This window comes from Psychroserpens sp. NJDZ02 (assembly GCF_004843725.1).
Lineage (GTDB): Bacteria > Bacteroidota > Bacteroidia > Flavobacteriales > Flavobacteriaceae > Olleya.
This window is the reverse complement of the sequence record NZ_CP039451.1, coordinates 2,429,613-2,452,898: the sequence shown is the minus strand read 5'-3', so window position 1 is coordinate 2,452,898 and position 23,286 is coordinate 2,429,613. Positions and strand designations below refer to the sequence as shown.

At 33.0% G+C, this 23,286-nt stretch carries 25 protein-coding genes and 1 other RNA gene; 20 read left to right on the top strand and 6 right to left on the bottom strand.

The window, feature by feature from the left end; all coding sequences use genetic code 11:
* Genes E9099_RS10645 through E9099_RS10635 form a run of 3 tightly spaced genes read left to right on the top strand, consistent with a single transcriptional unit; the run spans position 1 to position 1,672 of the window.
* On the top strand, positions 1–633 hold the full coding sequence (locus tag E9099_RS10645; protein WP_136583604.1) for a vancomycin high temperature exclusion protein: 633 nt from the start codon (positions 1–3) through the stop codon (positions 631–633).
* On the top strand, positions 634–1,017 hold the full coding sequence (locus tag E9099_RS10640) for a DUF2809 domain-containing protein (RefSeq protein ID WP_136583603.1): 384 nt from the start codon (positions 634–636) through the stop codon (positions 1,015–1,017).
* Positions 1,004–1,672, top strand: coding sequence for a DUF1361 domain-containing protein (locus E9099_RS10635; RefSeq protein WP_136583602.1), 669 nt, complete (start codon positions 1,004–1,006; stop codon positions 1,670–1,672). Before E9099_RS10640 ends, E9099_RS10635 begins: the two co-directional genes overlap by 14 nt.
* Before the next feature lie 40 nt (positions 1,673–1,712).
* On the opposite strand, the gene E9099_RS10630 is transcribed toward E9099_RS10635, so the two are convergent.
* The gene (locus E9099_RS10630) at positions 1,713–3,791 is read right to left on the bottom strand and encodes a carboxypeptidase-like regulatory domain-containing protein (RefSeq protein WP_136583601.1); all 2,079 of its coding nucleotides are present in this window, start codon (positions 3,789–3,791) and stop codon (positions 1,713–1,715) included.
* A gap of 65 nt (positions 3,792–3,856) precedes the next feature.
* On the bottom strand, positions 3,857–5,062 hold the full coding sequence (locus tag E9099_RS10625) for an NAD(P)-dependent oxidoreductase (protein ID WP_136583600.1): 1,206 nt from the start codon (positions 5,060–5,062) through the stop codon (positions 3,857–3,859).
* A 248-nt stretch (positions 5,063–5,310) separates the two neighbouring features.
* Here E9099_RS10625 and ssrA point away from each other — a divergent pair.
* Positions 5,311–5,706, top strand: a transfer-messenger RNA (tmRNA) gene (gene ssrA / locus E9099_RS10620).
* Positions 5,707–5,981: 275 nt separating this feature from the next.
* Here ssrA and E9099_RS10615 read toward each other — a convergent pair.
* Positions 5,982–6,980: a helix-turn-helix domain-containing protein gene (locus E9099_RS10615; RefSeq protein WP_136583599.1), complete on the bottom strand. Its 999-nt coding sequence runs from the start codon at positions 6,978–6,980 to the stop codon at positions 5,982–5,984.
* A gap of 244 nt (positions 6,981–7,224) precedes the next feature.
* Here E9099_RS10615 and E9099_RS10610 point away from each other — a divergent pair, with 244 nt between their 5' ends.
* The 3 genes from E9099_RS10610 to E9099_RS10600 all read left to right on the top strand — a co-directional run bounded on the left by E9099_RS10610 (position 7,225) and on the right by E9099_RS10600 (position 11,880).
* Positions 7,225–9,591: a TonB-dependent receptor gene (locus E9099_RS10610; protein WP_136583598.1), complete on the top strand. Its 2,367-nt coding sequence runs from the start codon at positions 7,225–7,227 to the stop codon at positions 9,589–9,591.
* A gap of 69 nt (positions 9,592–9,660) precedes the next feature.
* A complete protein-coding gene (locus E9099_RS10605) occupies positions 9,661–10,707 on the top strand; it encodes an alpha/beta hydrolase (protein ID WP_136583597.1) in 1,047 nt (348 codons plus the stop codon).
* Between the two features lie 15 nt (positions 10,708–10,722).
* Entirely contained in the window at positions 10,723–11,880 is a 1,158-nt protein-coding gene (locus E9099_RS10600; RefSeq protein WP_136583596.1) for a PepSY-associated TM helix domain-containing protein, read from the top strand.
* A 113-nt stretch (positions 11,881–11,993) separates the two neighbouring features.
* On the opposite strand, the gene E9099_RS10595 is transcribed toward E9099_RS10600, so the two are convergent.
* Positions 11,994–12,386 (bottom strand): rhodanese-like domain-containing protein, encoded by a 393-nt coding sequence (locus E9099_RS10595; protein WP_136583595.1) that lies wholly within the window; start codon positions 12,384–12,386, stop codon positions 11,994–11,996.
* Between the two features lie 9 nt (positions 12,387–12,395).
* Complete coding sequence (locus tag E9099_RS10590) at positions 12,396–12,704, bottom strand: rhodanese-like domain-containing protein (protein WP_136583594.1); 309 nt, start codon at positions 12,702–12,704, stop codon at positions 12,396–12,398.
* A gap of 712 nt (positions 12,705–13,416) precedes the next feature.
* Here E9099_RS10590 and E9099_RS10585 point away from each other — a divergent pair.
* The 7 genes from E9099_RS10585 (at position 13,417) to E9099_RS10555 (ending at position 20,097) form a co-directional block, all read left to right on the top strand.
* Positions 13,417–14,814 carry an anthranilate synthase component I family protein gene (locus tag E9099_RS10585; protein WP_136583593.1) on the top strand — a complete coding sequence of 466 codons (1,398 nt, stop codon included), beginning with the start codon at positions 13,417–13,419 and terminating at the stop codon, positions 14,812–14,814.
* Positions 14,815–14,892: 78 nt separating this feature from the next.
* Positions 14,893–15,456, top strand: coding sequence for an anthranilate synthase component II (locus tag E9099_RS10580; RefSeq protein ID WP_136583592.1), 564 nt, complete (start codon positions 14,893–14,895; stop codon positions 15,454–15,456).
* Between the two features lie 90 nt (positions 15,457–15,546).
* Entirely contained in the window at positions 15,547–16,539 is a 993-nt protein-coding gene (trpD, locus tag E9099_RS10575; protein ID WP_136583591.1) for an anthranilate phosphoribosyltransferase, read from the top strand.
* Positions 16,540–16,595: 56 nt separating this feature from the next.
* Complete coding sequence (trpC, locus tag E9099_RS10570; RefSeq protein ID WP_136583590.1) at positions 16,596–17,381, top strand: indole-3-glycerol phosphate synthase TrpC; 786 nt, start codon at positions 16,596–16,598, stop codon at positions 17,379–17,381.
* Positions 17,382–17,386: 5 nt separating this feature from the next.
* Positions 17,387–18,022, top strand: coding sequence for a phosphoribosylanthranilate isomerase (locus tag E9099_RS10565; RefSeq protein WP_136583589.1), 636 nt, complete (start codon positions 17,387–17,389; stop codon positions 18,020–18,022).
* A complete protein-coding gene (gene trpB, locus E9099_RS10560) occupies positions 18,012–19,193 on the top strand; it encodes a tryptophan synthase subunit beta (protein ID WP_136583588.1) in 1,182 nt (393 codons plus the stop codon). The genes E9099_RS10565 and trpB overlap by 11 nt, the downstream gene beginning before the upstream one ends.
* A gap of 622 nt (positions 19,194–19,815) precedes the next feature.
* Positions 19,816–20,097 (top strand): GIY-YIG nuclease family protein, encoded by a 282-nt coding sequence (locus E9099_RS10555; RefSeq protein ID WP_136583587.1) that lies wholly within the window; start codon positions 19,816–19,818, stop codon positions 20,095–20,097.
* Positions 20,098–20,318: 221 nt separating this feature from the next.
* Here E9099_RS10555 and E9099_RS19215 read toward each other — a convergent pair whose 3' ends face one another.
* Positions 20,319–20,588 (bottom strand): hypothetical protein, encoded by a 270-nt coding sequence (locus E9099_RS19215; RefSeq protein WP_205960997.1) that lies wholly within the window; start codon positions 20,586–20,588, stop codon positions 20,319–20,321.
* Between the two features lie 77 nt (positions 20,589–20,665).
* Here E9099_RS19215 and trpA point away from each other — a divergent pair, with 77 nt between their 5' ends.
* The 6 genes from trpA to E9099_RS10525 all read left to right on the top strand — a co-directional run bounded on the left by trpA (position 20,666) and on the right by E9099_RS10525 (position 23,284).
* Positions 20,666–21,430, top strand: a complete 765-nt coding sequence (gene trpA, locus E9099_RS10545) for a tryptophan synthase subunit alpha (protein ID WP_136583586.1) — start codon at positions 20,666–20,668, stop codon at positions 21,428–21,430.
* A 12-nt stretch (positions 21,431–21,442) separates the two neighbouring features.
* Positions 21,443–21,904: a GNAT family N-acetyltransferase gene (locus E9099_RS10540; protein ID WP_136583585.1), complete on the top strand. Its 462-nt coding sequence runs from the start codon at positions 21,443–21,445 to the stop codon at positions 21,902–21,904.
* A 105-nt stretch (positions 21,905–22,009) separates the two neighbouring features.
* Positions 22,010–22,159: a hypothetical protein gene (locus E9099_RS19210; protein WP_168800740.1), complete on the top strand. Its 150-nt coding sequence runs from the start codon at positions 22,010–22,012 to the stop codon at positions 22,157–22,159.
* 58 nt (positions 22,160–22,217) lie between these two features.
* Positions 22,218–22,442 (top strand): hypothetical protein, encoded by a 225-nt coding sequence (locus E9099_RS10535; protein ID WP_136583584.1) that lies wholly within the window; start codon positions 22,218–22,220, stop codon positions 22,440–22,442.
* A 118-nt stretch (positions 22,443–22,560) separates the two neighbouring features.
* Positions 22,561–22,839: a hypothetical protein gene (locus E9099_RS10530; protein WP_136583583.1), complete on the top strand. Its 279-nt coding sequence runs from the start codon at positions 22,561–22,563 to the stop codon at positions 22,837–22,839.
* Complete coding sequence (locus tag E9099_RS10525) at positions 22,832–23,284, top strand: tRNA (cytidine(34)-2'-O)-methyltransferase (protein ID WP_136583582.1); 453 nt, start codon at positions 22,832–22,834, stop codon at positions 23,282–23,284. The genes E9099_RS10530 and E9099_RS10525 overlap by 8 nt, the downstream gene beginning before the upstream one ends.
* The last annotated feature ends 2 nt before the right edge of the window (positions 23,285–23,286 follow it).

Sequence of the window (23,286 nt, the reverse complement as noted above, 5' to 3'; positions counted from 1 at the left end):
ATGAAAAAATATATCATACGTGGTTTCAAATTAGCCATCCTTTTAGTGCTTGCTATTTTACTAGCTAATTTTCATATTAACTATAATGCCGAAGGAAAACTGTATAGTACTATTGATACTATTCCAAAAAACAGAGTTGGATTAGTATTAGGTGCAGGTAAATATGTTGGTCATAGTAACCGTGTCAATTTGTATTACAAATACCGTTTGGAGGCAGCTTTCCTACTCTATCAAAATAAAAAAATCGAATACCTTTTAATTAGTGGCGATAACAGCACCGCAGATTATGACGAGCCTTCTACATTTAAGCAAGATCTGATGCTGTTGGGTGTTCCTGAGGATAAAATCATATTGGACTATGCAGGCTTCAGAACATTAGATTCGGTAGTCAGAGCCAAAAAGATATTTGGACTAAACAGTTTTACAATTATATCACAACAATTCCATAACGAACGCGCTATTTACCTTGCAGAAAACAATGACTTAAACGTTATAGCCTTTAATGCTAAAGCTATCAAAGGGCGTTACGGATTTCGTACAAAAGTTAGAGAATATTTAGCTCGAACTAAAGCTATAATAGACATCGTAATTAACAAACAACCTAAATTTTTAGGTCCTAAAATTGAAATATAAATGACACTAAAATTTAATCCTTTATTTACACTCCTAACGTTTGCCTTACTACTAATAGAAATTGCTATTGCCTACTTTTTAAAAGATGGCTTTATCCGTTTTACTGTAGGCGATTTTCTAGCTTCTATTTTGGTGTATTGCGCAATAAAAAGTGTTATTAAAATGAAAGCCATACAGATTGCGTTAACCGCTCTAATTATATCCTTTACTATCGAATTTGCTCAATTAATTAACCTACTTGATCTTTTAAACTTAAGAACAAATAAATTAGCCTCTATAATCCTTGGTAGTCATTTTAGTATTGAAGATTTAATCGCTTACGCTTTAGGCATCATAACCATCTATTTTATAGATATAACCTATCTTTCAAATGAAAACCATTAAACAGTTCATCGCCACTGAAACAAAAACCCTTTCAGTACTAACACTATTATCTGCCTTTAGTGTACTATTGCTCCTATTCAGAATAAAACTAACACAATCCCACTACTTTTTATTTTTAGTATGGAATCTTTTTCTGGCAGGAGTACCTTATTTAATCAGCAGTTATTTAGCGACTTTAAAGCAAATCAATACCATATCACTTATAATCCTTAGCGGAATATGGTTACTCTTTTTACCAAACGCCCCGTACATAATTACGGATTTATTTCATCTACGTTATAGTAGTACTGATCTTATTTGGTTAGATACGTTAATCATTGTTGTTTTTGCTATCACAGGATTATTTCTGTTTTTCAAATCCGTATTAACTATGGAGTCTATTTTTAAGACTTACGTCGAAAAGCGTATGGTCTCATTAAGTTTACCACTACTATTTATATTAGTCGGTTTTGGAGTATACTTAGGTCGGTTTTTAAGATTCAATTCTTGGGAAATCATCAATAAACCCTATTCTATAATTGAAACTATTTTCAACATAGTAATGCAACCCAAATCACATACTTCTGCTTGGTTGTTTACACTATGCTTTGGCTTATTTTTAGGTGTATTTTATTATGTATTTAAACTACTTCATGAAACAAAAAAAGCGTCCTAAATTAGGACGCTTATTATTATTATTATTATTATCTAAATATTTAAAAATCTAAAGGATCATTTGGATCAGTACCTGAATTTGATTCGGCACAATCATCAACCCCATCACCATCACTATCCGCATTATTAGGATCTGTAATATTGCCATTAGGACTACACGTTCCAAAACCATTATCTAAACCAGAAATCTCATCGCAATCTGCAATACCATCTTGATCACTATCAATAAACTCTAATCCCAATAAATCCAACTGCCCTATTGCCGATTGATTAGTAATAGTATTTGTTGTTACCACAAACAGCACTTCTAATAGGCTAGAATTAGTATAAATACTAGTGTTGATTATTGCATTAATAGACGCTTCTGCATCAGCTTGTGTTTCAAAATAGCTAAAATCTGTATTTGGATATATCACACCATATGTTTCTGTCAAATCATATTGTGCATTACTAGCATCGCAATTAGTCGCATAAATTTCCGAATTAAAAACAATAACATCCTGAGCATCTAAATAATCTGGTATCTGATCGCCATCACTATCCTCATTCATTGGGTTTCCATCATTATCATAATCTTCATCTATGGTCTCTATACCATCTCCATCATCATCAGTATCTAAATAATCAGGTATTCCATCTTGATCTGTATCATCATCTTCAAGGTCGTTATTTCCGTTAAGATCTTCATTTAAATCTAAAACCCCATCAGCATCACTATCTGATAAATCTGTACAAGACAACTGTGTTCCTAAATCTGTTGTTACAGTAGTAAAATTACCCGTTACTGCATCCGTACTTTGACCATTTGTTACATCAAAAAACTGAGCAGAAAAACTAGTATCCGTAGTGCAGTAATCGATTATCAAATCCAACTGTCCGTCTGTTATTGGAATTATAGAGGACACATTGTTATAAAACAATTGTACATATCCATTTGTTGCTGCATCACCATTACAATCGTTAAATACACCAAGTAAATTAGTTGTCAATGCAGTGGTCTCTGGTATTATAATAGTCATATTTGTATCTTCAGAATATGATCCAATAGTTTCGATATAGTCATTTGTAACGCAACCATAATCTTGAACTGTTAGCGTTAAAGCTTCGTCCGCAGGAATTAAACCACAAACTAAACCATTTTGATCTGTATACCCTCCAGAATACGAATTCCAACTAGTCACTGTTCTTTGTAATTGCACATAATTATTAGACAAAGGATTACCATTCTCATCTTGTAAAGTCACACAAAACTCTAATGAAGCAAAAGGCGCATCACAATTCCAAAAACTAAAATGAGAAACCTCGCCAACATATTTATTTCCTTCTAAATTTGCAAAACCTTCTTCTTTCCAATACCCATAAACCTCATCAAAGTACCATAAGGGTATTGTTGCTGGTAAGCTAGTCGCATTTGTCGGTACTGGAATACTAATGGTAGCAAAGGTCTCATCTGCCATAGTTAAATCTTCGCCATTTTCGCCAACCAACTCTACCGCAATCATACCATAAGTTTCCAAAACACGTAAATCGCCACTTGCATTTTCTGCAATCAATGCGCCAGGCATTTGTAAACTCATGCTTTCGTTATCCGGGTTTAAATGTTTTATAACTACGGACACATCACCTTGATAGGCATAACCATATTCAGTTTCAAAATCTGCTGGCAAATCAACCGATACCCCTCCAGGCAAATCAAAAGTCAATGCTTGTCCTGAAGCAACCGTTGCAATAGGGTCTATATCTAATAGCATAATAGCCACTTGATTTACACCATCTGTTGGCACCAACGTTCTAGACCCTTCTATAAAACCATTTTTAGTTGCTTTTACATAAGCGAATTTTTCATAAACAATGGCTTCTTCTACAGAAAACACACCATTAGCATCTGTAATCGCCATAGAGGATCCAATAGTTATAGTTACTCCAGAAATTGGAGTATGGTCTTCGTTAACTACCGTACCAATAAAACGGGCTGTTATGCTGCTTCCAAAATTATCTAGAAACGGATTGCTTGTTAAACCATCCACTTGTTGTTGATTTAATGGGATATTATTGTCTTTCTCACAAGAAAAAGAAAATAACATCGCTAATAATGGGAGTATAAACTTTAGTTTTTTCATTTTTTTAATAGTGTAATAGTTACATAAATAAAACCAGTAGAACCGTATAAATCCTAACTAGGATATTATTCTTTTCCGTCTACATAGTCCTGTAAATAGCTAAAGCGTTTAGTCAACTTACCGTTTTCGGTAATCTTAGCGCGTTTTAAAACACCATCCGCATCACCATTAAAAAACGCAGGAATGACATGTTTTAAAAACATATCTCCAAAACCTTCACTAGCATCCTTTGGCAACTCGCATGGTAAATTATCAACAGCCATAACAGTAATAGCCTCTTTATCATCAAATGCCACCTCTTGTTCTGTTTTAGGATTATATCCATAAAAAGGATCTGCAATAGTTGATGGTCTAATAGTTGTAGCCACTGGTCCATCAATATCACACGATATATCCGCTACCATGGTTATTCTAAATTCAGGATCTTTAGCATCTTCCCTTGTAAATAGGTAAGGTGCTCCATCTCCAAAAAAGTGACCAGCTATAAAAAAATCTGTTTGTTTAGCATACGGCATGAAGTTACTTTCGTAATCTGTTGCATCTTTATAAAAGGCCCATTTATCGCCGACTTTACCATCTTTACGTTTAGAATACTCCATAACGTCAACCATACAGTACACAGGCTCCGTAAACTCTGACGTTAAATATAACGCATCACTGACTTCTTTTATTTTCAAGTGGTCCAAAATTTCTTTAGCCCCTTTTGCGACTTTTCCTGTTCCTGATAATAAGATCTTAATATTAGGCACCGTGATTTTATCCAACTCACTTTTTACAGCCTCTAAATCTTTTAAATGTTCTACTTTAGGCAACGCAAATAAATTGTCACGCAAACCTAAAGCCCTGAAACCATTGTAAGCACCAACTAATCCAGCATAACGCCCAAAACCAATTAACCTTGCTCCACTTTGTTTTACAATAGTTTCATGGTCATACATTTCTATATTTTTATCCAAAATAGCCTTTAAAAGGGTTCTATTATAAGGTTGTTTTTTTATAGTATGACTAAAGAAAAAGTATTTTTTATTAGGTATCAGAGCATCAATAGGCACTTCTTTAACACCAAACATAACATCCGCATCAGAAACATTGTCAGACACTTGAACCCCTAACCCTTGGTAATTGGCATCATTAAATACTCGGATATCTGAAGACTCAACAACCAACTCCGCTTCCGGGAAATTAGTTTTTAATTGCTTCAAGTCTTTTGGAGAAAAAACCACACGTCTATCTGGTGGATTTTTACGTTCTTTTATAATTGCGAATTTCATATTATGCGTTTGGAATAATTTTTGCACTAATTTAGTGGTTATTGCAAGGTTTAGCAAACTTTTTAGTAATTTTGCATCCTTGCTATTTTAAACTGCTTATGCTTTGCTTTGTAGTTTGAGTGAGTTGCGTTAGGGATTGCAACGACATCCTTTTGCTTTTTTTGCAAAAGATAAAGTGGAAAGCCCGACCATTTTTGCCATTAAAAGCAAAAATTGGTAACGCCAAAATAGTATAATTTATTATATCTGGGGTCGACTGGTTTTGACAGCAAGATTAATTAGATTGTAAGCACGTCGTGTAATGGTATTGAAACACGTTAAAGACTAGACCAACTTTTTAATCGGCGAGAATAACTACGCTTTAGCTGCCTAATCCGAATTATAGTAGGATTAAGCCTCGGTACACTAGGTGTACGAGCTTTATGTCTCCGGAAAGCCTTGATTGACGGCGTTCCATTTGAGGCATCGAAAATGTCAATATAGACTTAGTAGCGCTTTGATGCTTTGTTGAAACTAAAAAAGATAAGTTGTAAGTGGGTTGTCTTTAACCAGCTTATAATCGAAAACCCAAGAAAAGAATAAACGTGTAGAAAGCCTTTTGGTTACTTGTTTGGACGAGAGTTCGATTCTCTCCGACTCCACTAAAACCCTTTTAACTATCTAGTTTTAAGGGTTTTATTTTTTATGAGTGCTATATAGGTGTCCATTTTGTTTAAAAACGTCATTATTACTTTTACTTTTTTTACAACCTTAACTTTCTACATTTGCTAATAGCAATATGTCCCTTTAAAATATAGTTAGTGATTTAACTTTCAGTTAAACGCTAACGTCAATATTCAAGGACTACCAAAACAATTATTGTCAATATGGGGTTATCACGATATAAACGTCGAAAATCTGATTAAAACTATATTACGTTTTAAAATACCTTTCTATCACAAATTAAGTGACTAGGCACATAACCATAAATTTTCTTAAACGCCACTGTAAAATGTTGAGGGTGCTTATATCCTACATGATAGGCTGCTTCAGCTATAGTAAATTTCTCTTCTAAAATAAGCTGTTTAGCTTCTTCCATTCTTAAACAGGATATATATTTAAAAATGGTAGTAGAAAATATGAGCTTAAAACTTTGCTTCAATTTAGTCGTATTCATACCAGCAATAACAGCTAATTCAGCAATGGTTAAGGACGCTTTTAAATGAGTTTTAATATAATGTTCTACTTTCAATATGGCATTATAATCGGTTTCTGATATATTATATGGTGCCTTATTATTACTATCTTCATTGGTTTGTGCTAATAATAAAATCAGCAACTCTTTTATTTTAGCTTCTAAATAGGGCTTTTTTAAATCTTTAGGATACTTACAAAATCTAATTTCATCAATATGATTTTGTAAATCAGTGGTTATAGGTTGACTTTTCTGCCACATAAAAAAGGCGGTTTCACTTAAAATAGCAGCACCAAACCGATGCAATATTTGTTTAAAGTTTTTGCCAATAATAGCTTTCAAATAATTTTCGGTAAATAAGATTTCTAAAGTTTTTCTATGTCCTTTCTTATAACTTAAAGTACCATGTACTTTTGGCAAGTAGAATAAATTGTAATGATTATTAGGTATATAAACCTCTGGACAATCCTGATCTAAGGGGTTATAATGACTAAAACCTTCAATCTCAAATTGTAATTTAAAAAACGGAAAATTATGATGTACCTCCACATTATAATCTTCAGTTTCAACATCTCTTATTAATACTCGTAGACCACTAACGGATATTTCCGTTAGTGTCCCTTTTACCGAAGTGTAATCAATAGCCACTGTTTTCTCACTAAAATTGGAAGTCTTAAAATCTTTTTCAAAAGTCTTAATCAACACGTTATTTTCGAATATAGAACTTTTTAAAATAGTTTTCATGGCTTCCTTTTGCGTTGGTTAAAAATCCTTTTACGTTATATCATGAGACGTTTAATAATCTACATTTGCACAAAAATATGAATATTATTTATAATTAGTCTAAATTAAAACAGTCTAAATTAAAACGGCTATCATATTAACTAATAAACCATTAAAAATGCAGAAATGCACAATATCATAAATTAATATTCTTAGTAAGATAAACTAACTATTTACATTTCAAAGCAAAAAACAAATTAACATTATGGAAGTATCAAAACTCCTCAAAACAATCATAGCGTTGGTTTTTATAACCACAACATACGCCCAACAAACCACAAGTACTATTAGCGGAAAAGTCGTGACATCAGATGATAATCCCGCAGCTTTTATAAACGTAATCGTTCACGCTATAAATAAAGGGGCCATTACAGATATTGATGGACATTACACTATTAAAAATATTCCTCACGGAAATTACACTTTAGACTTCTCGTTAATAGGAATGCAAAAACAATCCATCGAAATAGAAGTAAATGCTTCCGAAATCACAATAGAAGATATTCAATTAGATGAAAACCAAGAACAACTGGATGAGGTTATTATAGTTGCCGAGCGTCTAAATCAATTTGCACATAAAGCATCTGAATATGTATCCAGAGTCCCACTAAAAAACATCAATAATCCACAATCCTACTCAGTAGTAACCAATGCTTTATTAAAAGAACAAATTACAACTGACTTACCATCCGCTTTTAAAAGTATCACAGGAGGTGGATATGTACAAACTAACGATGGTAATGTAAGTGTTTATTTAAGAGGGTTTAGGTCAGATGTACATATTAGAAATGGAGGAATCGCTTGGGTTAAAGCACCTATTGACCCACAAAACATAGAACGTATAGAGCTTATCAAAGGACCAGCAGCCTTATTTTATGGATCTAATGTTAACAACATTGCAAACTTTGGAGGTATTGTAAACAAAGTCACTAAACAAGCGTATAATGGCAAAAAATTAGACCTAGGGTATATCACAGGAAGATGGGATCAAAACAGAGCGACTGTTGACTATAACACGGTTTTAAATAAAGACAAAACTGCTTTTTTTAGATTAAACGGGGCTTACAATAGCGAGGGTAGTTTTCAAGATCAAGGTATTATCAAAGAATTTATGTTGGCGCCTTCTTTAACCTTTGAACTATCTAATAAGGTCACAGTAATGGCAAACTTGGAATATAACCAAGGGAAACGAAATTTAAGTTTTGCAAGAGGTGTTGCAGGAACTCTTATTTCTGACAACGTAAACTCATGGAATGATTTGAGTTGGGATTATGATACTAATTATGGGACTAACGAAATGGCTGGGTATTTCTCTTCCCTAGTCAGTCAAATAAAAATAGATTATGACTTAACTGATACTTGGACTTCAAAAACAACATTTACAAAAGCGAGTACTTTTACTGATGCTAATTACCTTAGAGCCGTTATGCTAGATGAAACAACCGTTGGTAGATATTACCTGCAGTTAGATCCTAGAGAAACACAAAGTACACATATCCAACAAGATTTTTTAAATGTTATTGAAGGAGATAACATAGACAATAAATTTGTATCTGGAATTAGTTATTTTAATAATTTAGATGACACGCAACGTACTGGTGTTTGGAATGCTATAGACCCAGTTGACACAACAAACCCAGTAATCACTGGACTTACAAACGATCAATTTGAAGCCAATTTAGCAGATCAAACAAAAAACAAAACCATTACTAAGTTTCAAACTTTAGGTTTTTATGCTTTTGATGCGATAACTATAAATAAACAATTAACCTTTACTGGAGGTTTACGTTTTGATCGTTTTATGGCTCATAACACCATCGCAAATGGTACAGAGGGTTCTAATGGTTACAACCAAAATGGAATAAGTACAAAGCTTGGCTTAGCCTATAACCCGTTTGATGATAAAGCCTCAGTATTTGCTAATTACATGGATGGATTAAGCAATAATGCACCATCTGATAATGGTAATGGAGATATTGTAACTTGGGACCCTGAACGTGCTAAACAATTTGAAATCGGTACAAAATTAAACTTTTTTGATGGTAAATTATTAAGTACCATAAGTTACTACAACATTAACATTGACAATGATATAATTATTGATGAAAATGGTATTAGTTCTCAAACAGGCGAAACCCTTAGTAAAGGTTTTGAAATTGACCTTATTGCTAATCCTTTACCAGGATTAAATATTGTAGCTGGATACACTAAAAATAATGCCACTCTAGAAAAAGTAAACTTTGGAAATGAATCGGTTATAGGTCATAGTTTAAGTTATACCCCCGAAACCGTATGGAACTTCTGGTTGAGCTATCAAGCTTTAAAAGGAAAAACCAAAGGTTTAGGTTTCGGTTTAGGAGCTAACCACATGAGCGAAATCTATAATAGCACAGCCAATAATTTTGGATCCGATGCTTATACAACTGTAGATGCTACTGTATTTTACAAAAAAGACAAATATAAAGTAAGCTTAAAAGTAGACAATCTTTTTGATCAAGAATACTACAATGGTTACGGAATCCCTCAAAAACCCTTTAACTTTAAAGTCGGTTTATTTTATAGTGTCTTTTAGTCAAAACAAACAATAATATAAAGAGAACGTTTTCTAGCGTTCTCTTTTCTAGTTTAATACAACATACTTATGAGAAATTTAATTCTTTATACCTTTTGCCTATTTTCGATGTTATCTCTCGCTCAAAACATTGAGATTGGACAAGTCAAAACACTACAATCGACCATATTAAATGAAGCAAGAGACTACTGGGTTTACCTCCCTGAAAACTATAACAATACTAACTTTAAAAATCAAGAATATCCTGTAATTTATTTATTAGATGGCGAAAAATACTTCCATGTAACCTCTGGTATGGTAAAAAACCTATCTAATGGGTATTACCCTCTAATTCCAGAATGTATTGTTGTTGCCATAAAAAACACGAACAGATCTAGGGATTTAACACCAACAACTGTTGATAGTCTATCCTATCAAAATGGTGGTGCCGATATATTTGAAACGTTTATAACTGACGAATTGATTCCTGAAATCAATAAAAACTACAACACTTTAGATTACAAAATACTTATTGGCCATTCTTTTGGAGGTCTGTTTGCTATAAATTCCTTTTTAAAAGAAACACCACAATTTAATGCTTACATCGCTATAGATCCTAGTTTATGGTGGGATAATGAAGTCCTTGTCAAAAAATTAAAGAACAGTATTCCAACAACAGATTTTAAAAGACGAACTTTATTTTTTGCTAATGCTAACTCCATAGGAAACCAAAAAACACCCAGTAAGCAACACGAAGCTCATTTTACAGCTAAAAAAAATATGATCGAAATTTTAGAAGCTTCCATAGCAAAAAATTTAAATCTGAATACTAAGTACTATAAAGATGAAGACCATGGAAGCGTAGTATTACCATCACTTATTGATGGTCTACGATCCGTTTTTAAAGGGTATAGAATTAATGTAAAAGAGCTTATTAAAAACCCTTCATTATTGGAGCAGCACTATCAAGACATATCAAAAAAACTTGGGTTTACAATTAAGCCACAAGGTCCTTATTTAGATAGAGTAGTCGAATTAGCTTTAAAACGCGGTGAAAACGAGAATGCTATTATTTTAAATAATATCAATAAAAAAACAAACCCTGATAATGTGCATTTAAAAAATAAGTTCAAATAAATATCATTTCTAAATATGAGAAAATACACCTTTAGAAAACTTATTAATGATATCCATCTTTGGCTAGGTATAATTAGTGGTATGGTCTTGTTTGTTGTTTGTTTAACTGGAACCATTCTAGCTTTTGATACAGAATTAGTATTATTGATTGATAAGCAAGACCATTTTTCAGAAAAAACAAACAAAAAATTACCGTATCAAGAAATCATTACCTCTCTAGAAGCTAATAATCATGTTATAAAAGACTTTATTTTCTTTAAAGAAGACACTCAAAATTTACAATTTACCCTGCTGACTAAAAAAGAATCCAATTCAGGAAAACCTGCTAGAGGTAAATCTGTTCAAATAAATCCATTTACAGGCCAAGAAATAAAAGCAACAGGTAAAACAAAAGCTTTTCTTCACAAAGTAGAAGAGGTACATCGTTTTTTACTACTTGACACAACAATAGGACGACCTATTGTTGGTGTATGCACTATCATTTTTATAATATTATGTCTTTCAGGGCTAATACTTTGGATGCCTAGAAAAATAAAGCAATTTAAAAAATGGAAATCATGGAAACAGGGATTCAATTTAAAAACAAAGGCTAATTGGAAAAGAATAAACTACGACATCCATAACACCTTTGGTTTTTACGCCCTTTTCCCAATGCTACTTATGGGATTAACAGGACTACTCTGGTCTTTCCAATGGTATTATGATGGTTTAGAAACTGTTTTAGGCGATAAAATCGGAAAATCAAGATTTGATACGACTATACCTGTTGACACGGTGCATAACGACAAACCAGCCATTAATTACATGGCCTTACTAAAAAACACAGATAGCATATTACCTTATCAAAATGCCGTGACTAGAGTTACGCTACCACTAAAAAACAACCAAAGTATTATGATAAGAAAAAAAAGCAATTTATTTTTAGCTTATGATGCTGCAGATAAATTGCAATTTAACCCTTACACAAATGAGTTGGTTTCAAAATCACTCTTTAAAGATGAAAGTTTTGGATCCAAAATTGCTAGCATAATAAGAGGTATTCATGTCGGATCATTTTTGGGCTTTACAAGTAAACTTATCTATTTTATATGTTGCCTAATAGCAACATCACTGCCCATTACCGGAACTATAATCTGGATTAATAAACTAAAAAAACAAGCTAAACTAAATTAACATACTAGATCAGGCCTCATAGACGATAGACCTATCTATACTAAAACGGCTTTATTACATATTAATTCCAAAAAAAAATCCCAACCTTTTCAGATTGGGATTTTTTATAATATTTATTTTTTTCTATAGGGTAATCCATCATGTTCCCATTTGGAGAAACCGCCTTGAAGGTCGTATATTTTTTTAAAACCTAAATCAATCATTTTCTCTGCACATTTTGCACTTCTTCCGCCTTTTTGACAATACAACATTACAGGCTTTTCTTTATCCAAAGTTTGAATATCTTTATCAAATGTTGGAGACATAAAATCTATATTTTGTGCCAATGCAATGTAACCAGACTTAAGCTCTTCAGCCGTCCTAACATCTACCAATTGTACATTATCTAACTGTAATAATGTCTGCATTTCTTCAGGAGATACTTTCTTTATCTCGCCTTCCATCTGCTCGCTACAACTAAACACCAACAAAAGCATAAGATTTAAAACTATTGCTATTTTTTTCATAATTATATATTATTCAACGTCCCCTGACCACTCATTAAAACCTCCTACAAGGTTGTATGTGTTTTCAAAGCCTAATTGGTTCATTATAGCACAAGCTTGTGCACTTCTTCCTCCTGATCTACAGTATACATAAAAGTTTTTAGTTTTATCTAATTCTTCCACAGCATATATAAAACCTTGTCCTTTATATATATCAATATGTATTGTATTTGGTATTTTTCCTTCTGCTACCTCTCCGTCTGTTCTAACATCAAGTATAACTGCGTTATCATCTTTCTCCAATTGAGATACCCAATCTGATTGTAATAAATCTGCCATTTTCTTGTACTATTAATTTAAAGTTCAAAATTAACGTTTCTTTAGTATATAGACGTAAAAAAATCCGAAATGTTACATCTAATCTCTCAAATCAAACATTATTTATGCTACATTTAAACTTGTATAGCCCCCAATTACCTTAAGCACCTCTGTATTAATCTCTTTTTATTTTAACAAAGCATATATTATTCCATGCAGTATTAACAGTTATTCCATCTCAACAATTGCTCAAATAGCATTTAACTGTTCACGGTAAGGAGAAAAACAAAAATCAAAAACCTTTTAAAACGTTCTTATTATACTAAATAAAATTAAAACATGTCAAATTTTAGAACATTAAAAGTCTTTAATATTTTCATGGCAACATTGCTTATTTACACGATACTAGTAGAGTATATAAGTTAATTTAGATATAAAACTGCCTCTCATTTCACTTTTAACAAATAATTAAAAGCTAAAAATTTGAAAAACTAAAAATTGATTTATATATTTGAACTTTACAATAAACATGAACACAAAATTAAATCATACTTGGTGGTGGAACTCTCGAAACGCAAACTTCGTGAACTAATCCTATACGTATTATTTAAATAACTATACAAAAAGGCTTGTCATTCACGACAAGCCTTTTTTTTATTTCGAAATTTTTCGGAATTGCAAACAAATTAATGATCTCTATTAAACAAGAGGTCTTGAAATAGAATCAATCAAAATGAAAACATTCAGTTTATACACACATTACAAAAAGATCCTAGCTGATACCATTACGCCCGTAAGTATCTACTTAAAAATTAGAGATAAGTATCCTAATAGTATTTTATTAGAAAGTAGCGATTACCATGCTAATGATAATAGTTTTTCTTACATCTGTTTTAATCCTATTGCGTCCATTAAAGTTGATGACACTTCAATTACACAGACATTTCCTGATGGTAGTGAGATGAAAAATAAGGTGCGTAATAATGTAACCGAAATGATTCATAAGTTTACCAAACGTTTTAAGGTTAAATCTGAAGAAGAATTCAAATTTATAAACAACGGAATCTTTGGATACACGGCTTATGATGCGGTTAAACATTTTGAAGATGTTAAAATTTCTAAAAAACCAAATTCGTTAGACATTCCTGATGTCTATTATGCAGTATATCAAAACATCATCGCTATAAATCACTTTAAAAACGAAGCTTATATTTTTGCCCATTGTTTTGAAACCGAAAATAACATCGATGAAGTTCTACAATTAATAAGCTCCAAAAATTTTGCGTCTTATACATTTAAAACGGACTCTGAAATCGAGTCAAATTTAACGGACGACGAATATAAAGCGCAAGTAGAACTAGCTAAAAAACATTGTGCTCGAGGCGACGTGTTTCAATTAGTATTATCCAAAAAATTCTCGCAAGCCTTTAAAGGTGACGAGTTTAATGTGTATCGTGCTTTAAGAAGCATCAATCCATCCCCTTACCTTTTCTATTTTGATTATGGAGATTTCAAAATTTTCGGAAGTTCTCCAGAAGCGCAATTAGTCGTTAATAACGGTCAAGCCGAAATCCACCCCATAGCAGGAACCTTTAAAAGAACAGGAAACGACGAAGAAGATCAAATATTAGCTAAAAAGTTAGCACAAGATGCTAAAGAAAACGCAGAGCATGTCATGTTAGTCGATTTGGCAAGAAACGATTTAAGCAGACATGGTAGCGATGTAAAAGTAGTTACTTACAGAGAGGCTCAATTTTTCTCTCACGTGATACATTTAGTTAGTAAAGTTACCGGAAAGGTACATGACAATACACCGACTATGCAAGTGGTCGCAGACACCTTCCCTGCTGGAACATTAAGCGGAGCACCAAAACATAAAGCCATGCAACTAATAGAAAAATACGAAAAAACAAGTCGTGGATTTTATGGTGGCGCTATTGGTTTTATGGACTTTGACGGCAATTATAATCACGCCATAATGATTAGAACATTTATGAGTAAAAATCATCAACTACATTGGCAAGCAGGTGCTGGGTTAGTGTCAAAATCAAATCCTGAAAGCGAGCTACAAGAAGTATATAATAAACTTGGAGCATTAACAACTGCAATACAGTTAGCTGAAGACATTTAATCCGACAGCTCGTATTTAGTAAAAAATGGAATTGCAAATAAAAAGTTTTCGCTTAAGCGGAAATCAAAAAATATATAAATGAAAGTATTAGTAATAGATAACTACGATAGTTTCACTTACAACTTAGTTCACTATTTAGAAGATTTAAATTGTGAAGTTATTGTAAAACGAAACGACAAATTAACACTTGAAGAAGTGGATGCTTTTGATAAAATAGTATTGTCTCCAGGACCAGGAATCCCAGAAGAAGCAGGTTTATTAAAAGCTATTATAAAAATGTACGCCCCAACAAAAAGTATTTTAGGGGTCTGTTTAGGCCAACAAGCTATTGGAGAAGTTTTTGGTGGTTCTTTAATTAATTTAGAAGACGTGTATCACGGTGTTGCTACCAACGTAAATATTGTTGTGGATGACGAAGTGCTATTTAAAAACATGGATAAAACGATAGAAGTAGGACGTTACCACTCTTGGGTGGTTAATCCTAATTTACCAGATGCTCTAGAGGCCACATCCTTTGACGAAAATGGACAAATCATGTCCTTAAGACATCGCATTTATGATGTTAGAGGTGTGCAATACCACCCAGAAAGTGTCTTAACACCTAACGGAAAACAAATATTAAAAAACTGGGTAAATAGTTAATGTATTCCGTTTTTGTAAGTAAAATTTACGTCAATAAAAATTTTTAATATCACAAGTTCCCTTTTGTAAAAAAGGCGTTAAATATAAAAAATGAAACAAATACTAAACAGATTAATAAACCAAGAAAGCATCTCTAGCGAGGAGGCAAAACGGGTATTAGTTAATATTTCTAAAGGCATATATAATCAAAGTCAAATCGCTTCTTTCCTAACCGTTTATATGATGAGAAGCATAACATTAGAAGAGCTTCAAGGATTTCGTGATGCGTTATTAGAATTATGTATTCCTGTAAATCTATCCGATTTTGATCCTATCGATTTATGCGGTACTGGAGGTGATGGTAAAGACACGTTTAACATCTCCACTCTGGCCTCTTTTGTAACTGCTGGTGCTGGTGTAAATGTTGCAAAACATGGGAATTACGGCGTCTCCTCTGCTTCAGGATCGTCTAATGTCATGGAAGCTTTAGGGATTCACTTTTCTAATAAACCTGATTTTTTAAAATACTCCATAGAAAAAGCAGGGATCTGTGTGTTACATGCACCATTGTTTCACCCTGCCATGAAAAACGTGGCCCCAATACGTAAAGAACTAGGTGTTAAAACCTTTTTTAATATGCTTGGACCAATGGTAAATCCAGCTTTTCCGAGAAATCAAATGGTAGGTGTTTTTAATTTAGAATTACAACGTATTTACGGATACCTTTATCAAAACACGGATAAAAACTATAGTATCGTACATGCTTTAGATGGTTACGACGAAATCTCTTTAACAGGAAACACAAAAATCATTTCTAACCGTTCAGAAACGATGTTAAGCCCTTCTGATTTGGGTGTAGTACAAATAGAACAATCGGATATCTTTGGAGGAGATACGGTAAAGGATGCTGCTCAAATTTTCAAAAACATCATTAAAGGCAAAGGGACAGAAGCACAAAATAATGTGGTTTGCGCAAATGCTGGTTTAGCAATCGCAACCGCTAAGCAGATTCCACATTTAGAAGGCTTTGAATTAGCTAAAGAAAGTCTAGAAAGTGGACGTGCTAAAGCTAGTCTAGAAAAACTGATAGCCTTAAGTAAATAAAAGTAAACAATAGCAGTATCCTGTAGACACTTGGATTGCTAACTATAGAAACAGAAATGAATATTTTAGATAAAATCACAGCAGATAAACGTGTCGAAGTTAACCTTCGCAAACAACTAATTCCTGTCAAGCAACTGGAACGCTCTATTTTGTTTGAACGCCAAACCGTATCTCTGGCAAAAAAAATAAGAGAAAGTAACACAGGTATTATTGCAGAACACAAGCGTCGTTCTCCATCAAAACAAGTCATAAATCACGACTTAAATGTCTTTGATGTTGCTAAGGGATACGAAGACGCTGGCGTTTGCGGTATGTCTGTCTTAACGGATGGAAAATATTTTGGTGGAAGTTTAGACGATTTATTAACGGCTAGAGCAAGTTGTAATCTACCGTTATTAAGAAAAGAGTTTATCATAGACCCTTATCAAATTATCGAGGCTAAAGCGTATGGAGCTGATGTTGTTTTACTAATTGCAGCTATTTTAACGACAGCAGAAATTAAACAATTTTCAGAACTGGCTAAAAGTCTAAATCTTGATGTACTTTTAGAAGTACATAATGAAGCCGAACTGCATAAATCATTAATGCCAACATTGGATATGTTAGGTGTTAATAATAGAAATTTAAAAACATTTGAAGTTAGTCTAGACACAAGCAAACAACTAAGCAGTCTAATTCCTGATGATTTTGTAAAAGTATCAGAAAGCGGCATCAGTACTATCGACGCTATTAAAACACTACAACCATTTGGCTACAAAGGGTTTTTAATAGGTGAAAATTTTATGAAAACCGACAATGCAGGAGCGCATGCAAAACTATTTATAGAGAATTTAAAAAAATAAAAGTTATGAAATTAAAAGTATGTGGAATGAAAAATGAGAACAACATCTTAGATGTTGCCGCTCTTGATCCAAATTATATGGGTTTTATTTTTTATGAAAAATCATCTCGTTATTTTGATGGTGTGATTCCAGAATTACCAGAACACATTAAAAAAATAGGAGTATTTGTTAATTCTACTTTCGATTATATAAAAGGAAAAGTTGACAAACACGACTTACAAGGTGTACAATTACATGGAGACGAATCTCCAGAGTTGTGTCAACGTTTAAAAGAACTTGATTTGTATGTCATTAAAGTATTTTCTATAAAAAACCAATTCGATTTTAAAGTTTTAGAACCTTATGAAACGGTCTGCGATAATTACCTATTTGATACCAAAGGTAAAGAACCAGGCGGTAATGGGTACACTTTTAATTGGAACGTTTTAAAAAGCTACCCTTCTGCAAAACCTTATTTTTTAAGTGGCGGTATTGGATTAGACCAAATGGACGCTATACTTTTATTTTTAAAAAGACCAGAATCTTACTTGTGTCTTGGATTTGATTTAAACAGCAAATTTGAAACTGCTGCCGGATTAAAAGACACCACCAAATTAAACGATTTCAAACAAAAACTGATAGCTAACAATTATGAGCTTTAATATTAATGACAAAGGTTATTATGGCGAATTTGGCGGTGCATACATCCCAGAAATGCTATATCCAAACGTAGAAGAATTACGTCAAAACTATCTTAAAATAATGGCAGAACCTTCTTTTAAAGAAGAGTTTGACGACTTATTAAAGGATTACGTTGGCCGCCCTTCCCCACTCTATTTTGCAAAACGACTGAGTGAAAAATATAATACTAAAATCTATCTTAAACGTGAAGATTTAAATCACACGGGAGCACATAAAATCAACAATACCATAGGTCAGATTTTAATGGCGCAACGTTTAGGCAAAACACGTATTATTGCTGAAACTGGTGCAGGTCAACACGGTGTTGCAACTGCAACCGTTTGTGCATTAATGGGCATGGAATGTATCGTCTATATGGGCGAAATTGATATTGCACGTCAAGCACCAAACGTGGCTCGAATGAAAATGTTAGGCGCAGAAGTCCGTCCCGCATTATCTGGAAGTCGTACGTTAAAAGATGCTACAAATGAAGCTATTAGAGACTGGATTAATAATCCTGTAAACACGCATTATATAATAGGAAGTGTTGTTGGACCACACCCTTATCCGGATATGGTTGCCCGTTTCCAAGCGGTAGTTTCAGAAGAAATTAAATGGCAATTAAAAGAAAAGGAAGGTCGAGATAAACCTGATTACGTTATTGCATGTGTTGGAGGAGGTAGCAACGCAGCAGGTGCTTTTTATCATTATTTAGATGATACTGACGTTAAACTTATAGCGGTAGAAGCCGCAGGAAAAGGGATTCACTCTGGCGAAAGTGCTGCAACATCAGTATTAGGTAAAGAAGGGATTATTCACGGAAGTAAGACCTTACTTATGCAAACACCAGATGGACAAATAACAGAACCGTATTCGATTTCTGCAGGATTAGATTATCCTGGCGTTGGTCCAATGCATGCGCATTTATACAAAACAGGTCGCGCGGAATTCATCTCAATCACAGACGACCAAGCCATGACATCAGGTTTGCAATTAAGCCAATTAGAAGGTATTATTCCAGCAATAGAAAGCTCGCATGCTTTTGCTGTATTTGAGGATAAAACGTTTAATCCAGAAGACGTCGTTGTAATTAATTTATCAGGACGTGGTGATAAGGATTTACAAAACTATATAGATTATTTTAAACTGTAATATTTGGGCGTTACCACAAGGGTCAGGCTTTCAAGGCTCGCAGTCTGCGAGGCGCTCAAACAGACCTATCAATCCTTAGCGCGGAACAGTTTTATGAATAACAAAATAATATGAAATTGAAACACTAAAATAATGTGAATCTGAAACAAGTTCAGATTGACGTAACGCAATAACGACTTAAATCGCAACCACCACGTCATGCTGAACTTGTTTCAGTATAACACTAAAAAAGAAAACAACAATCGCAACGTCATACTGAACTCGCTTCAGTATCACACTAAAAAAGAATCCGATTCTTGCGACATTACAAATAATGTGAATCTGAAACAAGTTCAGATTGACGTAACGGCATACCGGCTTAAACAACAACCACAACGTCATGCTGAACTTGTTTCAGCATCACACAAGAAAAGAAAACAACAAACACAACGTCATGCTAAACTAGTTTTAGTAGCACTGAAAAGAGTAAATAACAATCGCAACGTCATGCTGAACTAGTTTCAGTATCACACAAGAAAAGAAAACAACAATCGCAACATCATGCTAAACTAGTTTTAGTAGTACTAAAAAGAATAAAACACCATCGCAACGTCATGCTGAACGAGTTTCAGTATCACATAATATGAAAACAAGCTATACCTACATAATATCAAATAAATATAGAACAACATTCTATACTGGTGTAACTTCGAACTTAAATAAAAGAATCTCTGAACATCAAAACGGAATTGGTTCTGAGTTCACTAAAAAATATAATTTGAAAGATTTAGTTTACTATGAGGAGTTTACTGATATTAATCAAGCGATAGCAAGAGAAAAGCAAATTAAAAACTGGAAAAAGGAATGGAAACTAAATTTAATTAAAGAAAAGAATCCGATTCTTAAGACATTGCAAATAATGTGAATCTGAAAACAAGTTCAGATTGACGTAACGCCATAACGGCTTAAACAACAACCACAACGTCATATCAAACTAGAATTAGTATCGTATATAAACAATAAATCACAATCACCACGTCATACTGAATTCGTTTCAGTATCACACATAAAGAATAACATACAATCGCAACGTCATGCTGAACTCGTTTCAGCATCACACTAGAAAAGAATCCGATTCTTGCGACATTACAAATAATGTGAATCTGAAACAAGTTCAGATTGACGTAACGGCACAACAACAACAACAACAACAACAACAACAACAACAACAACAACAACAACAACAACAACAACAACAACAACAACAACAACAACAACAACAACAACAACAACAACAACAACAACAACAACAACAACAACAACAACAACAACAACAACAACAACAACAACAACAACAACAACAACAACAACAACAACAACAACAACAACGTCATACTGAACTCGTTTCAGTATCACACAGGAAAAGAAAACAACAAACACAACGTCATACTGACCCGTTTCAGTTAATAACACTAAAATAAATTCATTTAAAAATGAACAGAATAAATCAAAAACTAAAAGAAGACAAAAAGCTATTAAGCATATACTTCTCTGCAGGTTACCCAAGTTTAAACGACACCGTTTCCATCATTCAAAACCTTGAAAAAAATGGCGTAGATATGATTGAAATTGGATTACCATTTAGTGACCCCTTAGCAGATGGACCAACTATACAAGCTAGTTCTACACAAGCATTAAAAAACGGAATGACAACAGATACGTTATTCAATCAATTAAAAGACATCCGACAAACAGTATCTATTCCATTAATAATCATGGGGTATTTTAACCCGATGTTACAATATGGTGTGGAAGCATTTTGCAAAAAATGTCAAGAGACAGGTATTGACGGATTAATAATTCCGGATTTACCGGTAGATGTTTATAATGACCAATACAAAGCAACATTTGAGAAGTACGGTTTAATAAATGTCTTTTTAATTACCCCACAGACTAGTGTGGAGCGCATCAATTTTATAGACTCGATATCTAACGGATTTATTTACATGGTAAGTAGCGCTAGTGTGACAGGAGGTAATTCTGGTTTTGGAACAGCACAAACAGATTACTTTAAACGTATTGCAGACATGAAGCTAAATAACCCACAAATTATAGGTTTTGGTATTTCTGATAATGAAACATTTACACAAGCAACGCAATATGCAAAAGGAGCTATTATTGGAAGTGCTTTTATAAAACACTTAACCAACAACGGTAACGCCAATATAAAAGCCTTTACAGACACTATATTACATTAAAAAGCAACAGCTATGGCAACGATCACGTTTAGAGAAGCAACATTAGAGGACAAACCTGTGCTATTACAATTCGAACAACAACTTATTGCCTACGAGCGTCCTTTTGACAGCATTTTAAAAGACGACTGTACATATTACGATCTTGACTTTTTAATACAATCAAAAGACGCTAAATTTATCGTTGCTACAATTGACAATACACTTATCGCTTCAGGCTATGCAAAAATTGTAAAAGCAAAGCCTTATCATAAAATTACAGAGTACACGTATATGGGCTTTATGTATGTCGACACAAAATTTAGAGGTCAAGGTATAATTCAAAATATAATTGAGCAATTAAAACAATGGTCCATTAGTCTAAATATTTCTGAAACTAGATTAGAAGTATATAGCGATAATACCTCAGCGATCAAAGCCTATGAAAAAAAAGGATTTAAAAATAGGATGATCGAAATGAAAATGAATCTTAAATAATCCTTTAAGAGAGTTTAACAACTAGTGACATTAGTTTAACTACCTCTTATGACATAAACAGACACCTAATTATTATCTTTATTACGAACTAAAAAAATATAAATTATGGGAATGATAAAAGATAGAAAGAAATTTAAAACAACAGTTAGACAAACTAATCCAACTAACCCTACAGCAAACACTAAAATGGAAACTAACGATTTTGACATCGATAGTGAAACCATCAAAAAACAACAAAATAAAACAAATAGCTAAACCGATTTAGCTTAGTTATTACATGCCTATTCATTATATTTGAATAGGCATTTTTTTTATGAAACTACTTAACGACTTCCGACTAATTCTATTACTATGTTTAACCTTAGGCTTAGCTCCTTTTTTTCCAGAACCTCATCTATGGGGTAAGTTAAAATGGATCGCTGGAGGAGCAACAGGCATGCAACCTAAAGATTGGTTTGATGTGTTACTGCATGGTTTACCTTGGGTGCTTTTAATTAGAGTGATAATTGTAAAATTGACTTCTAAAAAAGCACTATAATTTGAACAAAGATTGGGCTATAGTCCTATTTACGATTATATATATTAATATATTCACCTTTATTTATGCTTATATTTTTAATTATTTAAAAGGCTATTTATTAATAATGCTCCTATTTATGATTATAAATATCCCTAGTCTACTTTTACTTATATTTTTACGATCTATCGAGCGTTATAACAAGAAAATAAGATCCATTTATGTGTATTTACTTGTAACTTTGGGATTAACATCAACACTCCTATTAAACTGGAAAAAACTAAAAGGTGATCCAAAAAACATATTTCCTCTTTTTCAAGAAAATGAAATTATGCTATTTACGATATGTGCTAGTTCATATCTAATCGCTTTTACAATCATTAAATTAACTATAAAATTAAAAACCAGACATGCTTAATATTGTATTAATAGAACCAGAGATCCCTAATAACACAGGTAATATTGGACGTTTAGCTTTAGCTTCTGGATCCAGATTACACTTAGTAAAACCTTTTGGCTTCGAACTTAGCGATAAGCGTTTAAAACGTGCTGGATTAGATTATTGGCAACATTTAGATGTGATTATATACGAATCGAAAGAAGATTTTTTTAACATCAATAAAAATGAGAATTTTGCTTTCTTTTCTAGTCATGGGACACAATCACATTGGGACATTCCTTTTAAAGACAATCAATTTTTAGTCTTTGGAAAAGAGTCTGTTGGTTTAGACAAAACATTACTCACAACACATTCAAATTCACTTTACAAAATACCGTTATATAGCGAACATATTAGAAGTTTAAACCTTGCCAACTCTGTCGGTATTGTTGTTTTTGAAGGTTTAAGACAATTATCAAACTAAAG

Bases quoted from the DNA above. Each gene is read 5' to 3' on its own strand.
- E9099_RS10645 (WP_136583604.1), top strand. From the start codon at position 1: ATGAAAAAATATATCATACGTGGTTTCAAATTAGCCATCCTTTTAGTG.
- E9099_RS10640 (WP_136583603.1), top strand. From the start codon at position 634: ATGACACTAAAATTTAATCCTTTATTTACACTCCTAACGTTTGCCTTA.
- E9099_RS10635 (WP_136583602.1), top strand. From the start codon at position 1,004: ATGAAAACCATTAAACAGTTCATCGCCACTGAAACAAAAACCCTTTCA.
- E9099_RS10630 (WP_136583601.1), bottom strand. From the start codon at position 3,791: ATGAAAAAACTAAAGTTTATACTCCCATTATTAGCGATGTTATTTTCT.
- E9099_RS10625 (WP_136583600.1), bottom strand. From the start codon at position 5,062: ATGAAATTCGCAATTATAAAAGAACGTAAAAATCCACCAGATAGACGT.
- E9099_RS10615 (WP_136583599.1), bottom strand. From the start codon at position 6,980: ATGAAAACTATTTTAAAAAGTTCTATATTCGAAAATAACGTGTTGATT.
- E9099_RS10610 (WP_136583598.1), top strand. From the start codon at position 7,225: ATGGAAGTATCAAAACTCCTCAAAACAATCATAGCGTTGGTTTTTATA.
- E9099_RS10605 (WP_136583597.1), top strand. From the start codon at position 9,661: ATGAGAAATTTAATTCTTTATACCTTTTGCCTATTTTCGATGTTATCT.
- E9099_RS10600 (WP_136583596.1), top strand. From the start codon at position 10,723: ATGAGAAAATACACCTTTAGAAAACTTATTAATGATATCCATCTTTGG.
- E9099_RS10595 (WP_136583595.1), bottom strand. From the start codon at position 12,386: ATGAAAAAAATAGCAATAGTTTTAAATCTTATGCTTTTGTTGGTGTTT.
- E9099_RS10590 (WP_136583594.1), bottom strand. From the start codon at position 12,704: ATGGCAGATTTATTACAATCAGATTGGGTATCTCAATTGGAGAAAGAT.
- E9099_RS10585 (WP_136583593.1), top strand. From the start codon at position 13,417: ATGAAAACATTCAGTTTATACACACATTACAAAAAGATCCTAGCTGAT.
- E9099_RS10580 (WP_136583592.1), top strand. From the start codon at position 14,893: ATGAAAGTATTAGTAATAGATAACTACGATAGTTTCACTTACAACTTA.
- trpD (WP_136583591.1), top strand. From the start codon at position 15,547: ATGAAACAAATACTAAACAGATTAATAAACCAAGAAAGCATCTCTAGC.
- trpC (WP_136583590.1), top strand. From the start codon at position 16,596: ATGAATATTTTAGATAAAATCACAGCAGATAAACGTGTCGAAGTTAAC.
- E9099_RS10565 (WP_136583589.1), top strand. From the start codon at position 17,387: ATGAAATTAAAAGTATGTGGAATGAAAAATGAGAACAACATCTTAGAT.
- trpB (WP_136583588.1), top strand. From the start codon at position 18,012: ATGAGCTTTAATATTAATGACAAAGGTTATTATGGCGAATTTGGCGGT.
- E9099_RS10555 (WP_136583587.1), top strand. From the start codon at position 19,816: ATGAAAACAAGCTATACCTACATAATATCAAATAAATATAGAACAACA.
- trpA (WP_136583586.1), top strand. From the start codon at position 20,666: ATGAACAGAATAAATCAAAAACTAAAAGAAGACAAAAAGCTATTAAGC.
- E9099_RS10540 (WP_136583585.1), top strand. From the start codon at position 21,443: ATGGCAACGATCACGTTTAGAGAAGCAACATTAGAGGACAAACCTGTG.
- E9099_RS19210 (WP_168800740.1), top strand. From the start codon at position 22,010: ATGGGAATGATAAAAGATAGAAAGAAATTTAAAACAACAGTTAGACAA.
- E9099_RS10535 (WP_136583584.1), top strand. From the start codon at position 22,218: ATGAAACTACTTAACGACTTCCGACTAATTCTATTACTATGTTTAACC.
- E9099_RS10530 (WP_136583583.1), top strand. From the start codon at position 22,561: ATGATTATAAATATCCCTAGTCTACTTTTACTTATATTTTTACGATCT.
- E9099_RS10525 (WP_136583582.1), top strand. From the start codon at position 22,832: ATGCTTAATATTGTATTAATAGAACCAGAGATCCCTAATAACACAGGT.